The sequence below is a fragment of the Micromonospora sp. A200 genome, from assembly GCF_029893845.1.
GTDB classification, from domain to species: domain Bacteria; phylum Actinomycetota; class Actinomycetes; order Mycobacteriales; family Micromonosporaceae; genus Micromonospora; species Micromonospora purpureochromogenes.
Genome location: NZ_JARXXY010000025.1, coordinates 90,908 through 104,051, shown reverse-complemented (window position 1 = coordinate 104,051; position 13,144 = coordinate 90,908). Strand labels below are relative to the sequence as shown.

General features: G+C 72.1%; 13 protein-coding genes. 2 read left to right on the top strand and 11 right to left on the bottom strand.

Features of this window, described 5'->3' with window-relative positions; all coding sequences use genetic code 11:
- Positions 1-148 precede the first annotated feature (148 nt).
- The 9 genes from M2302_RS23205 to paaA all read right to left on the bottom strand — a co-directional run bounded on the left by M2302_RS23205 (position 149) and on the right by paaA (position 8,577).
- Entirely contained in the window at positions 149-1,354 is a 1,206-nt protein-coding gene (locus M2302_RS23205; RefSeq protein ID WP_280839952.1) for a hypothetical protein, read from the bottom strand.
- Between the two features lie 456 nt (positions 1,355-1,810).
- On the bottom strand, positions 1,811-3,004 hold the full coding sequence (locus M2302_RS23200; RefSeq protein ID WP_280839951.1) for a cell wall anchor protein: 1,194 nt from the start codon (positions 3,002-3,004) through the stop codon (positions 1,811-1,813).
- Positions 3,005-3,174: 170 nt separating this feature from the next.
- Complete coding sequence (gene mqnC / locus M2302_RS23195; RefSeq protein WP_280839950.1) at positions 3,175-4,365, bottom strand: cyclic dehypoxanthinyl futalosine synthase; 1,191 nt, start codon at positions 4,363-4,365, stop codon at positions 3,175-3,177.
- A gap of 97 nt (positions 4,366-4,462) precedes the next feature.
- Positions 4,463-4,672, bottom strand: a complete 210-nt coding sequence (locus M2302_RS23190; RefSeq protein WP_280839949.1) for a hypothetical protein — start codon at positions 4,670-4,672, stop codon at positions 4,463-4,465.
- 255 nt (positions 4,673-4,927) lie between these two features.
- Positions 4,928-6,037: a 1,2-phenylacetyl-CoA epoxidase subunit PaaE gene (gene paaE / locus M2302_RS23185; protein WP_280839948.1), complete on the bottom strand. Its 1,110-nt coding sequence runs from the start codon at positions 6,035-6,037 to the stop codon at positions 4,928-4,930.
- Positions 6,034-6,510, bottom strand: coding sequence for a 1,2-phenylacetyl-CoA epoxidase subunit PaaD (gene paaD / locus M2302_RS23180; RefSeq protein WP_280839947.1), 477 nt, complete (start codon positions 6,508-6,510; stop codon positions 6,034-6,036). Before paaD ends, paaE begins: the two co-directional genes overlap by 4 nt.
- The gene (gene paaC, locus M2302_RS23175; RefSeq protein WP_280839946.1) at positions 6,504-7,229 is read right to left on the bottom strand and encodes a 1,2-phenylacetyl-CoA epoxidase subunit PaaC; all 726 of its coding nucleotides are present in this window, start codon (positions 7,227-7,229) and stop codon (positions 6,504-6,506) included. The genes paaD and paaC overlap by 7 nt, the downstream gene beginning before the upstream one ends.
- Positions 7,226-7,513: a 1,2-phenylacetyl-CoA epoxidase subunit PaaB gene (paaB, locus tag M2302_RS23170; protein ID WP_210774440.1), complete on the bottom strand. Its 288-nt coding sequence runs from the start codon at positions 7,511-7,513 to the stop codon at positions 7,226-7,228. Before paaB ends, paaC begins: the two co-directional genes overlap by 4 nt.
- A complete protein-coding gene (gene paaA, locus M2302_RS23165) occupies positions 7,510-8,577 on the bottom strand; it encodes a 1,2-phenylacetyl-CoA epoxidase subunit PaaA (protein ID WP_280839945.1) in 1,068 nt (355 codons plus the stop codon). The genes paaB and paaA overlap by 4 nt, the downstream gene beginning before the upstream one ends.
- A 367-nt stretch (positions 8,578-8,944) precedes the next feature.
- On the opposite strand from paaA, the gene M2302_RS23160 reads away from it, so the two are divergent.
- Both M2302_RS23160 and M2302_RS23155 read left to right on the top strand, forming a co-directional pair.
- Positions 8,945-9,925, top strand: a complete 981-nt coding sequence (locus tag M2302_RS23160) for a hypothetical protein (RefSeq protein ID WP_280839944.1) — start codon at positions 8,945-8,947, stop codon at positions 9,923-9,925.
- A complete protein-coding gene (locus tag M2302_RS23155; RefSeq protein WP_280839943.1) occupies positions 9,925-10,857 on the top strand; it encodes a hypothetical protein in 933 nt (310 codons plus the stop codon). Before M2302_RS23160 ends, M2302_RS23155 begins: the two co-directional genes overlap by 1 nt.
- A gap of 94 nt (positions 10,858-10,951) precedes the next feature.
- On the opposite strand, the gene M2302_RS23150 is transcribed toward M2302_RS23155, so the two are convergent.
- Entirely contained in the window at positions 10,952-11,803 is an 852-nt protein-coding gene (locus M2302_RS23150) for a menaquinone biosynthesis protein (RefSeq protein WP_179802732.1), read from the bottom strand.
- Between the two features lie 33 nt (positions 11,804-11,836).
- Positions 11,837-13,138, bottom strand: coding sequence for an MFS transporter (locus M2302_RS23145; RefSeq protein WP_280839942.1), 1,302 nt, complete (start codon positions 13,136-13,138; stop codon positions 11,837-11,839).
- Positions 13,139-13,144: the final 6 nt, after the last annotated feature.

Below are 13,144 nucleotides of genomic sequence, written 5' to 3'. Positions count from 1 at the left end.
GGGGGGCCGGTGGGGCCCCCCCCCCCCCGGGCGCGGGGGGGGGGGGGGGGCCCGGGGGGGGCGGGGGGGGGGGGGGGGGGGGGGGGGGGCGGCCCCCCCCCCCCCCCCCACGTCCACCACTGCCGGCCCGTCGGGGCCAACTCCACCGTCAGGCGGTCGGCTTCTCGTCGCCCGGGATCACCAGGACCACCCGGCGACGCCGCGCCATCACGAACATCGCCCCACCCGCGGCCAGCACCGCCACGCCGATGCCACCGATCAGACCGGCCTGCGGACCGGTCACCGGCAGACCACCGCCGCCGCCACCACCGGTGGTCTTGGCCACGACGACCGCGAAGTCGTCGCTGTTGTCGGTCGCGTCGACATCCTTGGCCTGGACACCGGCGATGTTCTTCGGCAGCGCCGGGGCCGCCTCCTTGGCGATGCTCGGCGTGGTGGCAGCGGCCAGCGACTCCACGGTGACGGTACCGCCGGTCAGGCTGCCGGACTTGACGTTCTCACCGACGGTGATGAGGTTGAAGAAGCCGTAGCCGGAGAAGACCTTGTCGTTCGCGTTCGTGTCGTCCTTGGCCGGGATCAGGCCGAAGTTCTCGTAGTTGCAGACGAGCGAGGTCTTCGAGGCGTTGTACTCGCAGTCCTCCTCGGCCTCGGTGAACGTCACGCCCTTGGGGAGCTTGACGCTGATCTTGAGGCCGGCGGCCGCGGCGTCGCCGTGGTTCTCGATCCGGTAGTAGACACCGGACTTGCCGCCCGGGTTCAGCGCACCGCTGAACTTGATGTTGCCGTTCACGACGGTGGCCGCCTGGTCAACGTCCGGCGCGAAGACGGCGAGGTCCGGGCCGGTGCCCTCGACCTTGACGTCCACGGTGACCTCGTTGTTGGACTCGTCCGGGTCCTCACCCTCGTGCAGGATGAACGCCGTGATCGAGCCGGCCGGGCCGGTTCCGGTGCCGCCTTCGCCGCCCCCGTCACCGGGGAGGCCCTCCAGCGTGCGGGACAGCGGGAAGGCCCAGTCGATGTCCGCGCCGGCGGGGATGGTGTCACCCTCGATGCCACAGAGGATGATGCCGTCCTCGCGACGGTTGCAGCCACTCTCGTCGATGTCGACGAGCTTGGTGTCCAGCTTGCTGATGTCGAGCCCGACCAGGATGCCCTTGGCGTCCACGTCGCTCTTGTTGATCAGCGAGACGGTCGCGTTCTTGCCCGGCGCGCCCACCGCGATCGTGGTGCCGCTCGCCTTGATCGCCAGGTCGGCGGAGGTGGCGGCGAACGCCGGGGCCGCGAAGGCGCCCGCGGCGATCACGCCGGCGGCACCCGCGGCCGCGAACGCGGCCGCGCGGTTGCGGAAGATCATGGAAAGTGCCCCCCGTGGGGTGAAGGAAAGGTACGAGCGCGCACGCTAGCGGGGCACGATGACCGTCGCCACCCCCCCACGCCGAACCTTTGTCACCTGCCTGGCTAAGAGTCACTTAAGGATTGTCCGGATTGATGGTTCTTGCTATGCCGGCGAGAGTCGGTTCATCAGCCGAACGGGCAACGCGACTTTCGATCTTTGTCAGCGAACCACGGCCCGTTCGGATGATCAGCGGTGCAACGTCGCTGCTCACGGCCTGTCGACCGGGCGTCCACCCGGGGCGATGACGGGCCAATCCGGACCGGAACGACGGTGGGGCGGACCGGTCACCCGTCCCGTGCACGACTTCCGGTCGGTCGGCGGGACGGACCCGTGACGCGGCGCGGGGTGGGACGGCGATCCGTCCCACCCCACGTCCACCGGCCTCGTCGCGGCCGGTCGATCCACTCCCGCCGGTCAGGCGGTCGGCTTCTCGTCGCCCGGGGTCACCAGGACCACCCGGCGACGACGCGCCAGCACGAACAGCGCGCCACCGGCGGCCAGCACCGCGGCACCGACGCCACCGATCAGGCCGGCCTGCGGACCGGTCACCGGCAGGCCACCGCCGCCACCCTCGCCGCCGGCCGGGGCGGCCACGATCACGGCGAAGTTGTCGCTGTTGTCGCTCGGGTCCACGTCCTTGGCCAGCCCGGCCGGCGCGGTCGTGGTGAGGAACGAGGCCAGCTCGCTGGGGGTGTTGGCCAGGCTCCGCTCGGTGGCCGGCAGGGCGCCCCGCGAGCTGACCTCGACGGCGCCGCCGGTCAGGCTGACCGGAGCATCGACGTCGGCCGCCACCTTCACCGGGAAGACGCCGTACAGGTCGGCGCCGGGATTGAGCTGGGTGAGGCCACTCCTGCAGTCGGCGGTACGCCGGTCGGCGGTGTACTCGCACTCCTTCAGGTCCTGGCTGAAGGTGACGCCCTTGGGCAGGGACATCTTCAGGTCGACCCCGTCGGCGATCATGTCGCCCTGGTTGACGATGAGCGCGAACACGGTCGTCTCGTCGCCCGGGTTCAGGGTCGGCTTCTTCACGTCCGGCTCGCCGTTGGCTCGCCAGAAGACCTGGGTACGGACGTCCGGCGCCAGCACCAGCAGGTCGACGCCGTTCTCGGTGGTGAACTCCACCTGGGTGGTCCGGGAGTTGTTCGCGGTGTCGGTGTCGTTCTCCGACTGGATCTGGAAGGTGACGGGCGCCGAGTATTCGCCGGTCACCGCGTCGGTGTCCTTGAACGCGAGCGCCGGCAGCTCGAGGGTCGCACCCGGCGTCGGAATCTCCTCCTTGGTCAGCGCGCACGCCCACGTGCGCCGCCCCTCGACGGTGATTTCCTCGCACTGTTCAAGCAGAGGTATGACGTCCACCTTGGTGGAGTCCAGCTTGGACACATCGACGGCGAGCACGACGTCGGTCGGGGTGTTCTCGCCCTTGTTGGAGAGCTTGGCGAAGGCGATCTTGCCCGGGGTGCCCGCCGCGACGCGGGTGCCCACGACGTCCAGCGACAGGTCGGTGGCCGGGTTGTCGGCGTACGCCGGAGTGCCGAGGACGGTGAACGCGCCGGAGGCGAGCAGCGCGGCGGCGCCCAGCCGCGCCAACGGCCGGTTACGGAAGATCATGGAAGGGTTCCCCCCGTGGGAAAGGACGACAGGTACGCCGCAGGCTAGCGGCGGATCATCCGCCGCGCTGTCCCCTGCGCCGTCCGGTCACCATCCCGACCGCCGCCGATCCCCGCTCCCCTGACCGGCGTCTTCCGTGCCCCGGTGTTGTCGGCTCCGGTCGCCGCCCGTCAGCGGGCGTCGACCAGCGGCAGCGACTTACCGGCGCCGCCGCCGGGCATGGCGATCGAGGAGAAGTGCGAGACCACCCGCTCGTCGGTCGGGTCGTCGGCCGGGGTGTGGTGCACCGCGAGGCGGTGGTAGAGGGTGTCGCGCTGCGCGGGGATTCGGCCCGCCGAGCGGATCATGGCGATCAGCTCGTGCAGGTTGGAGCGGTGCCGCGCGCCGGCCGAGGAGATGACGTTCTCCTCCAGCATGATCGAGCCCAGGTCGTCCACGCCCATGTGCAGCGAGAGCTGGCCGACGTCCTTGCCGGTGGTCAGCCAGGACGCCTGCAGGTGCGGCACGGTCTCGAAGAAGAGCCGGGCCACCGCGACCAGCCGCAGGTACTCCAGCGTGGTCGCCTGGGTGCGGCCCTTGAGGTGGTTGTTCTCCGGCTGGTACGTCCACGGGATGAACGCCCGGAAGCCCTGGGTGCGGTCCTGCACGTCACGGATCATCCGCAGGTGCTCGATCCGCTCGGCGTTGGTCTCGCCGGTGCCCATCATCATCGTCGCGGTCGACTCGATGCCCTGGCGGTGGGCCAGCTCCATGACCTCCAGCCAGCGCGCGCCGGACTCCTTGAGCGGGGCGATGGCCTTGCGCGGCCGGTCGGGCAGCATCTCGGCGCCGGCGCCGGCGATCGAGTCCAGCCCGGCCGCCTTGATCCGGGCGATGGCCTCGTCCAGGCTCACGCCGGAGACCTTGGCCATGTGCAGGATCTCGCTCGGCCCGATCGAGTGGATGGCGAGCTGCGGGTACGCCTGCTTGACCGAGGAGAAGAGCTCCTCGTAGTACTCGACGCCGTAGTCGGGGTGGTGGCCGCCCTGGAGCATCACCTGGGTGGCGCCCAGCTCGACCGCCTCGCCGCACCGGCGCAGGATCTCCTCGGTCGGGTGGGTCCAGCCCTCCTTGTGCTTGGGGGCCCGGTAGAACGCGCAGAACTTGCACGCCGTCACGCAGACGTTGGTGTAGTTGATGTTGCGGTCGATCAGGTACGTGACGATGTTGTCGGGGTAGCGCCGGCGGCGTACCGCGTCCGCCGCCTCGCCCAGCGCGTGGAAGGGCGCCTCGGTGTAGAGCAGCAGGGCCTCCTCGGGCGTGATCCGCCCGCCGTCCGCGCCGCGCTGCAGGATGTCGTCGATCTCCCGGCTCACCGTCACGCCCCCGAGCCTACGTCGGCCCCCGGCGGCACCGCACCGGGCACCGCCACCGGTGACCCCCGCCCCACAACCCGGGACCGGGCGTCACCCGCTGGGCTCACCGGCGTTCCCACAGCGTGTAACGGAAGGTGAGGACGCGCGTCACGACGTCCGGTGGGCTCTCGACGGTGAGCATCGCGCAGCGGCCGTCCGCGGTCCGTCCGCAGACGTCCGTCCCGGCCGCCAGCTCGTGCACGCCGTCGATTGTCCCGTCCCAGCTGTCGGCCTCCAGGCACCGTCGCACCTCGTGGTCGGCGCCGGGGCCCACGACGGCCAGCTCGCCGGGCTCGCGGACGCCCAGCCGGTCGGCCCGCTGGGCGAGCAGGAGGTCGGCGCCGGGCGCAAGCTCACACCGGTCGGCAGGTTGACCACGACCAGCACGGCCAGCACGGTGGCTACCACGACCAGGGCCACCGCGACGACGGTCGATCCGGGCGGGCGGGCCATGGCCCATCATGGCACGCGAAGCGGGCTCAGCTCAGTTGCTGTCATCGATCGTTTACCCGGCGGAAACCGGCATCGGTCAGGCGTCGTAATCGACCGTGAGCCGATCGGTGGTCGGGCTGGACTGGCAGGTCAGGACGTACCCGGCGGCCACCTCGTCGGGCTCCAGGGCGTAGTTGCGGGCCATCGTCACCGCCCCGTCGACGACCTTCGCCCTGCAGGTGGAACAGACGCCGCCCTTGCAGGCGTACGGCAGCTCGCCGCGGACCTTGAGCGCCGCGTCCAGCACCCGCTCGTCGCGCCCCATGGTGAAGCTCGACGACCGCCCGTCGAGCAGGATGGTCACCTCCGCCCCGGCGCCGGGTTCGTCACCGGGCCGGCGCACCGGCTCCGGCGGGGCGTCGACGTGGAACAGCTCGGTGTGCACCGCCGACTCCGGCAGGCCGCGCCCGGTCAGCAGCTCCCGGGCCGGCACCACCATGCCGTACGGGCCGCAGAGGAACCACTCCTCGATGGCATCGCCCGGCACGATGGTCTCCAGCAGCCGGCCCAGCCGCTCGGCGTCGATCCGCCCCGACAGCAGCGGCGACTCGCCCTGCTCCCGGGAGAGCACGTGCACCAGGTGCAGCCGGGTCGGGTAGCGGTCCTTCAGGTCGGCCAGTTCCTCGGCGAACATCACGGTGTTGGCCGTGCGGTTGCCGTACACCAGGGTGAAGGTGCTGGCCGGCTCGACGGCCAGCGCGGTCGCGACCAGCGAGAGCACCGGGGTGATGCCGGAACCGGCGACGACCGCGCCGTAGTGCCGGACCCGCTCCGGCGCGAACGCCGTGGTGAAGTGCCCCAGCGGGGGCAGCACCTCGACGGTGTCGCCGCCGCGCAGCGCCCCGCAGGCGAACGCGGAGAACGCGCCGCCGGGGATCTCCCGCACGCCGATCCGCAGCCGGCCGTGCCGCGCCAGCTCGTCCGGAGTCGAGCAGATCGAGTACGACCGCCGCACCTCCGCGCCGTCCGCGCCCGCGCGGCGCACGGTGAGGTGCTGGCCGGCGGAGAACGCGAAGGTCTCCCGCAGCTCCTCGGGCACGGCGAAGGTGATCGCCACGGCGTCGTCGGTGAGCCGGTCGACGGCGGCGACGGCCAGCGGGTGGAAGGCCGGCCGGCGGCGGACGGGTCGGGTGATGGTGACAGTCACAGCGCCTTCAGGTGGTCGAAGGGTTCGGAGCAGGCGCGGCAGCGCCAGAGGGCCTTGCACGCGGTGGAGCCGAAGCGGCTGACTTGCTCGGTCTCCGGGGAGCCGCAGCGCGGGCAGCGGACGGCCAGGGTCAGCGGCACCACGGTCGCGGTCCGGGCCGGGGCGGGCGGGGCGATGCCGGCGGCGGCCAGCTTGGCCCGCCCGCTGTCGGAGATCCAGTCGGTGCTCCAGGCCGGGCTGTAGACCGTGCGCACCTCGGCGTCCGGGTGACCGGTGGCGGCCAGCGCCCGGCGGATGTCCGCGCGGATCACGTCCATCGCGGGGCAGCCGGTGTAGGTGGGGGTGATGGTCACGACGACCCGGCCGGTGGCCGGGTCCTCGTCGACCGCCCGCAGGATGCCGAGCTCGTCGATGGTGATGACCCGGATCTCCGGGTCCACCACCGCCGCCACGGCGTCCCGCGCACTCACCATTTCGCCCCCGGGTGGGCGCGGTGCAGCACCTGCATCTCGGCGAGCAGGTACGACAGGTGCTCGGTGTGCACGCCGGCACGCCCGCCGGCCGGGGCCCAGCCGCTCTCCGGGCGGGTCAGCGTCGCCTCGTCGAGCACGGCGGACACGGTGGCGTCGAAGTCGGCCCGCAGGGTGGCCGGGTCGACCGGCGCCGCCGGGTCTGCCGTGAACAGCTCGTGGTGGTACGGCCAGAGCTGGTCCAGCGCGGCCTGGGCCCGGCGGTGCGACTCCTCGGTGCCGTCGCCGAGCCGCTTCACCCACAGCGAGCTGTGGTCCAGGTGGTAGGCGGACTCCTTGCGCGCCTTGGCGCCGATCGCGGCCAGCCGCTCGTCGGCGCACCCGGCCAGCGCGGTGTAGAGCGGCAGCTGGTACGCCGAGAGCAGCAGCAGCTTCACCATGGTCACCGCGAAGTCGCCGTTGGGCAGCTCCACCAGCAGGCAGTTGCGGAACTCGCGGTCGTCGCGCAGGTACGCCAGCGCGTCCTCGTCCCGGCCGGCGCCCTCCAGCTCGCCCGCGTACGACAGCAGCAGGCGGGCCGCGCCGAGCTGGTCGAGGGCGATGTTGGCCAGCGCGATGTCCTCCTCCATCTCCGGCGCACGGGTGGCCCACTCGCCGAGCCGCTGCGCGGCGACCAGCGCGTCGTCGGCGAGCGCGAGGGTGAAGTCGAAGGGGCCGTTCACAGGTGTGCCACCCCGTCCGGCACCTCGTAGAAGGTGGGGTGGCGGTAGACCTTGTCGGCGGCCGGGTCGAAGAAGGCGTCCTTCTCGTCGGGGCTGGACGCGGTGATGGCGCTCGCCGGCACCACCCAGATCGACACCCCCTCCTGGCGGCGGGTGTAGAGGTCGCGGGCGTTGTGCAGGGCCAGCTCGGCGTCGGGGGCGTGCAGGCTGCCGACGTGGGTGTGCGACAGCCCGCGCCGGGCCCGGACGAACACCTCCCACAGCGGCGAGGATTCCTTGCTCATGCGGCCACCTTCTCCCTCTGCTGCGCCCGCTTGGCGGCGTACGCCGCGGCGGCCTCACGTACCCAGGCGCCCTCGGTGTGCGCGCGGCGGCGGTGTTCCATCCGCTGCCGGTTGCACGGGCCCTCGCCCTTGATCACCCGCATCAGCTCGTCGTAGTCCGGCTGGGTGTAGTCGTGGGCCTGGCGCTCGTCGTTCCAGCGCAGGTCGGGGTCGGGCAGGGTGAGGCCGAGGATCTCGGCCTGCTGCACGCACATGTCCACGAAGCGCTGGCGCAGCTCGTCGTTGGAGAAGCGCTTGATCTTCCAGGCCATCGACTGCGCGGAGTGGGTCGAGTCGCCGTCCGGCGGGCCGAACATCGCCAGTGACGGGTACCACCAGCGGTCGACGGCGTCCTGGGCCATCGCCTTCTGCGCCGGGGTGCCGTGCGCCAGCGTGTGCAGGATCTCGTAGCCCTGCCGCTGGTGGAACGACTCCTCCTTGCAGACCCGGATCATCGCCCGCGCGTACGGCCCGTACGAGCAGCGGCACAGCGGCACCTGGTTGACGATCGCGGCGCCGTCCACCAGCCAGCCGATGGCGCCGACGTCGGCCCAGGTCAGCGTCGGGTAGTTGAAGATCGAGCTGTACTTCTGCCGCCCGTTGAGCAGCATCTCGACCAACTCGTCCCGGGTGATGCCGAGGGTTTCCGCCGCCGCGTAGAGGTAGAGCCCGTGGCCGGCCTCGTCCTGCACCTTGGCCAGCAGGATCGCCTTGCGCTTGAGCGAGGGGGCCCGGCTGATCCAGTTCCCCTCGGGCTGCATGCCGATGATCTCGGAGTGCGCGTGCTGGGCGATCTGCCGGATCAGCGTCCGCCGGTACGCCTCGGGCATCCAGTCGCGCGGCTCGATCTTCTGGTCCGCGTCGATCACCTCGGCGAAGTAGGCCGCCAGGTCCGCACCGGGCTCCGGGGCACCGCGCCGACCGCGCGCCGCCGCCTCGCGCAGCGCCGCCTCGGCCGCCTCGACCTGACCGAGCAGGTCACCACCGGGAGCGTCCCCCTCGGCGGCGAAGTCGTTGCCATACATGGTTCAAGTGTTACAGCTCATCCCCGATGACACCAGAGGGTGTAACAGGATTGCGAGAAGCCTTTGCGTCACCGGACAGCCGCGCTGGGTGGACACCTGCATCGGCTTCCGGCCGTGACATGCGTCACTTACCGAAGATGAATCACCCCAAGGCCGGCAAACCTGCTGTTTATCCCGGGTTCACGGCAAGTTGCCGTGCGTCGAGTTCTGGCGGGTCGCCGGTCCGGACGTAGACTTCCCCCGGTCACCACCGATCGGCTGCTGACGATCGCACCACGACGACGGCCATCCCCCGGCCTCAGCGGTCGAGCCGACCAATGCGGAAACAGCCGGCCCCCCGGCCCTGACATCTGGAGCTCACCCACTCATGCGATCTCGCGTGACCATGGTGCTCGCCGTCCTGGCGGTCCTGCTCGGCGCCGGCCTGCTGGTGCCCACCGCGTACGCGAAGCTGGCCGGCGACGCCAGCGGCCTCGGTGGCGGCGGGGCGGAACAGGTCCCCGCCCCGACGCCCACCCCGCCCCCGCCGCCGACGCTGGCCGCCGGCCCGGTCTCGGTGAACTTCAAGGGCGAGTTCTTCGGCTGGGCCCTGATGGACCGGAAGACCGGCACGGTTTCCGGTTCCAAGAACATGGCCTCGACCAGCTCGACCGAGTCGATGCTCAAGGCCTGGATCGTCTCCGACTACCTGCGCCAGCTCGGCGACAAGGAGCCCTCGGCCTCGCTCAAGAGGGACGCGAGCCTCGCGATCCGGGACAGCAACGACGACGCGGCGAACCGGGTCTACAAGGCCGCCGGCGGCTCGTACAAGGTGCCGGCGGGCGGGCAGCCCGGCCCGGTGGTCAAGCGGGCGATCAGCATCTGCGGCCTCACCGACACCAAGCGCGGCAACGTGGCCACCTACGAGGGCTGGTGGAGCTTCACCCGGATGTCCCCCCAGGACGCGGTCCGGCTCGGCGACTGCATCGCCGACGGCAAGGCGGCCGGCCGGAAATGGACCAAGTGGGTGCTCAACGAGATGGCGCAGGTCCGCGGCAGCGTCAAGGTGCAGCAGGCCAGGTCCGGCGGCGGCAAGTGGGGCATCGTCGACGGCCTGCCCGCCGAGATCAAGGCGCAGGGCCCGGTCGCCATCAAGAACGGCTGGACCCCCCTCAGCTACGACGGCAACTGGCACGTCAGCTGCCTCGCGGTCACCGACAAATGGAGCCTCGCGGTGATGCTGCGCTACCCGCAGAGCAGCAAGCTGGAGTACGGCGCGAAGGTCTGCGCCAGCGTCGCGACCCAGCTGGTCACGCCGCAGCCCGGTGCGGCGCTGAAGGTGCCGCAGCAGCCGGTCGGGAAGCTCTGATGGCCGGCAGCCGCCGTGGTGGCCGGCGGAACGCCACGCCACTGACGCTGGCCGCCGTCGCCGCCATCCTGATCGGCGTGGTGCTGGTGGCGCTACGGCTGCTGCCCGGCTCACCGCTGCAGTCGGCCGCCGCCTCGCACTGGGGCGAGCCCACACCGGACCGCTCCACCGGCCAGCCCACCGACCGCAGCAACCGCCCGAAGCCGGCCCCGACGCCGTCGCTGGAGCCGCTGCCGTTCGCGGACCAGCAGATCGACCTCGACATCAAGGGCTGGTATGCCTGGAGCGTGCTGGACACCCGGACCGGGGAGATCATCGGCTCGGAGAACATGGACGAGACCAGCACCACCGCGTCGCTGATCAAGTCCTGGATCGTCGCCGACTACCTGCGCAAGGCCGCCGAGGCCGGGCAGACGCCGAGCGACGCCAAGCTCGCCGATGCCACCCGGATCATCCGGGACAGCGACAACACCCGAGCCGAGCAGTTCTACAACTCGATCGGGCGGTCCGCGTCGATCAAGCGGATGGTCTCCATCTGCGGGACCACCGACAGCAGTCCGGCCGCCGACGGCGGCTGGAGCCGGACCAACCTCTCCCCCCGGGACACCGCCCGGCTGGGAGCGTGCATCAAGGACGGTCGCGCGGCGGGCCCGAAGTGGACCAAGTGGCTGTTGAACGAGATGCGCCAGGTCCGTGGCACCGGCGACTTCGGCATCCGCAAGGCGTTCCCGATCGCCGAGCGGAAGACCATCGCCATCAAGAACGGCTGGGTCGACCGGACCCGCGAGCAGGAGATGCACATCAACTGCCTGGCCATCGGCGACAACTGGACGATGGGCGTGATGGTCCGCTACCCGGTCGGCATGGGCTACGAGTACGGCATGAAGAACTGCCAGAAGATCACCGAGGCGGTGCTCCGGTCGGGCACCTGAGCCCGTTGCCCGCCCTTGCGCCGATGTGGCGGTGTCCCCTCACCCGGGGCACCGCCACATCGGCGTTCTGGTGTCGATCAGCCCGTCGGCGCGGTCAGCCGGCGAAGAACTCGGGACCGCCGTCCGGCAGCGCCGGGGCCTCGCCGATCGCCGCGGCCCGCCGGGCGAACTCGCGCAGCCCGGCCACCTGCCGCTCGCCGAGGGAGAAGTCGAGGGTACGGAAGTACGTGGCGAGGGTCGCCGCGTCGAACGGCTCCCAGCGGGCGGCCGACTCGGCCACCTGGTCCAGCTCGGCCAGGCACAGGTCACGGGAGCGCAGGAACGCCTCGTGCACCTCCTTGACCATCCCCGGGTGGGCGGCGGCGAAGTCACGGCGTACCGCCCAGACGGCGAAGACCATCGGCAGCCCGGTCCACTCCCGCCAGGCCTGCCCCAGGTCGGTGACCTCCAGCCCCCGACGCGGGGCCTCGTAGAGCGCGCGCAGCGCCACGTCGCCGATGAGCACGCCCGCGTCCGCCTCCAGCAGCATCTGGGTCAGGTCCGGCGGGCAGCGGAAGTAGTCGGGGCGGACGCCGTAACGCTCGCCGAGCAGGAGCTGGGCGAGGAGCACCCCGGTACGCGAGGTGGAGCCGAGCGCGACCCGGCCACCGTCCAGCTCGGTGAGCGGCTTCGTGGAGACCACGTTGACCGAGAGCACCGGCCCGTCGCTGCCGACCGCGAGGTCGGGCAGGAGCAGCAGCTCGTCGGCGTGCCGCAGGTACTCCACCTGCGAGATCGGCCCGATGTCCAGGTCACCGGCGACCAGCGCGGCGCTCAGCCGGTCCGGCGAGTCCTTGTGCAGGTCGACGTCGAGCAGCGCGCCGGAGCGCATCAGCCCCCAGTAGATGGGCAGGCAGTTCAGGAACTGGATGTGCCCGACCCGGGGGCGTGCCACGCGTTCAACCATGACCCGACCGTAGCCCCGTGCTCCGCGGCCTGCTCAGCGGCCCGGCACCGGAGTGGCCAACTCCGCATCCACCGCCCGTCCACCGGGCTCGGCCGCCGCTGCCGGCTCGACCGGGCCGACGGCCGATCCCGCGCGCCGGACGGCGGGGACGACCACGGGCACGAACGCGAGCACGACCAGCAGGCCGGCGGCCCCGGCCACCGCGATCAACGGGCGGGGCGGCAGCACCGCCAGCAGCGCGCCGCCGGCCAGGTACCCGGCCATCGAACCGCCCTGGACGGCCGCGCCGTAGGTGGCGTAGGCCCGGGCGCGCAGCGCCTCGGGGGCCCGCCGGGCGGTCAGCACGGTGGCGAAGACGTTCTCCCCGCCGTTCGCCGCGCCGCCCACCAGCCAGAGCGGGACCAGCAGTCCGGCCGCCGGCACGGCGGAGGCGAGCACCACCATCAGGCTGCAGGAGCCGAGGGTGGCCAGCACCCCGTACACCAGGGCGCCGTCGTCGGTGAGCCGGCGGGCCAGCCGCGCGGCGAGCCAGCTGCCCGGCAGCATGCCGGCCATCCAGGCCGCGCCGACCAGCCCGTAGACGGTGGCCGAGCTGTCCAGCGTGTCGCGGATGAAGAACACCTCGATCACGTTGATGCCGCCGATCGCGGCGATCACCGCGGCCGTGGTGACGACCATGGCCAGCAGCAGCGGGTCGCGGCGCAGCCGCCAGGCCGGCGCCGGTCCGGTGGTGGTCGCGGCCCTGGCGGTCACGGTCCGCCGGCCACCCCGGCGGGTACGCAGCAGCAGGCCGGCGACCACCAGCGCGAGGTAGCTGACGGCGTCCAGCAGCAGCGGTACGCGGGTGCCGAACTGCCCGACCAGCAGCCCGGCGAGCACCGGGCCGGCGAGCGCGCCGAGGGAGACGGCGGTCTGGTTGACCGCGCTGGCCCGGGGCAGGTCGTCGGGGCGCACCATCGCCGGCAGCAGCGCGGCCAGGCAGGGCTGGGTGACCGCGAGCCCGCAGGCGAGCAGCGCGACCAGCCCGATGACCAGGACCGGATGCTCGGCGAAGGCGAGCAGGGCGCAGAGCGCGGCCTGCACCAGCCCAACGCTGACCAGCAGCCGGCGGCTGTCCACCCGGTCGGCGAGCCGCCCGGCGAGTGGGGCGAGCACCACCAGCGGCAGGGTCGCGGCCAGCAGCAGCCCGGAGACGGCGAGCCCGCTGGCGCCGGCGGCCTGGAGGGCGAGCGCGAGCGCGGTGGCGGCGAGGAAGTCGCCGCAGATGGTGGTGCCGCGCGCGGTGGCGGCCAGCCAGACGTCGGACCAGCGCGAACCGTCAGGTGTGAAGGACATACTTCG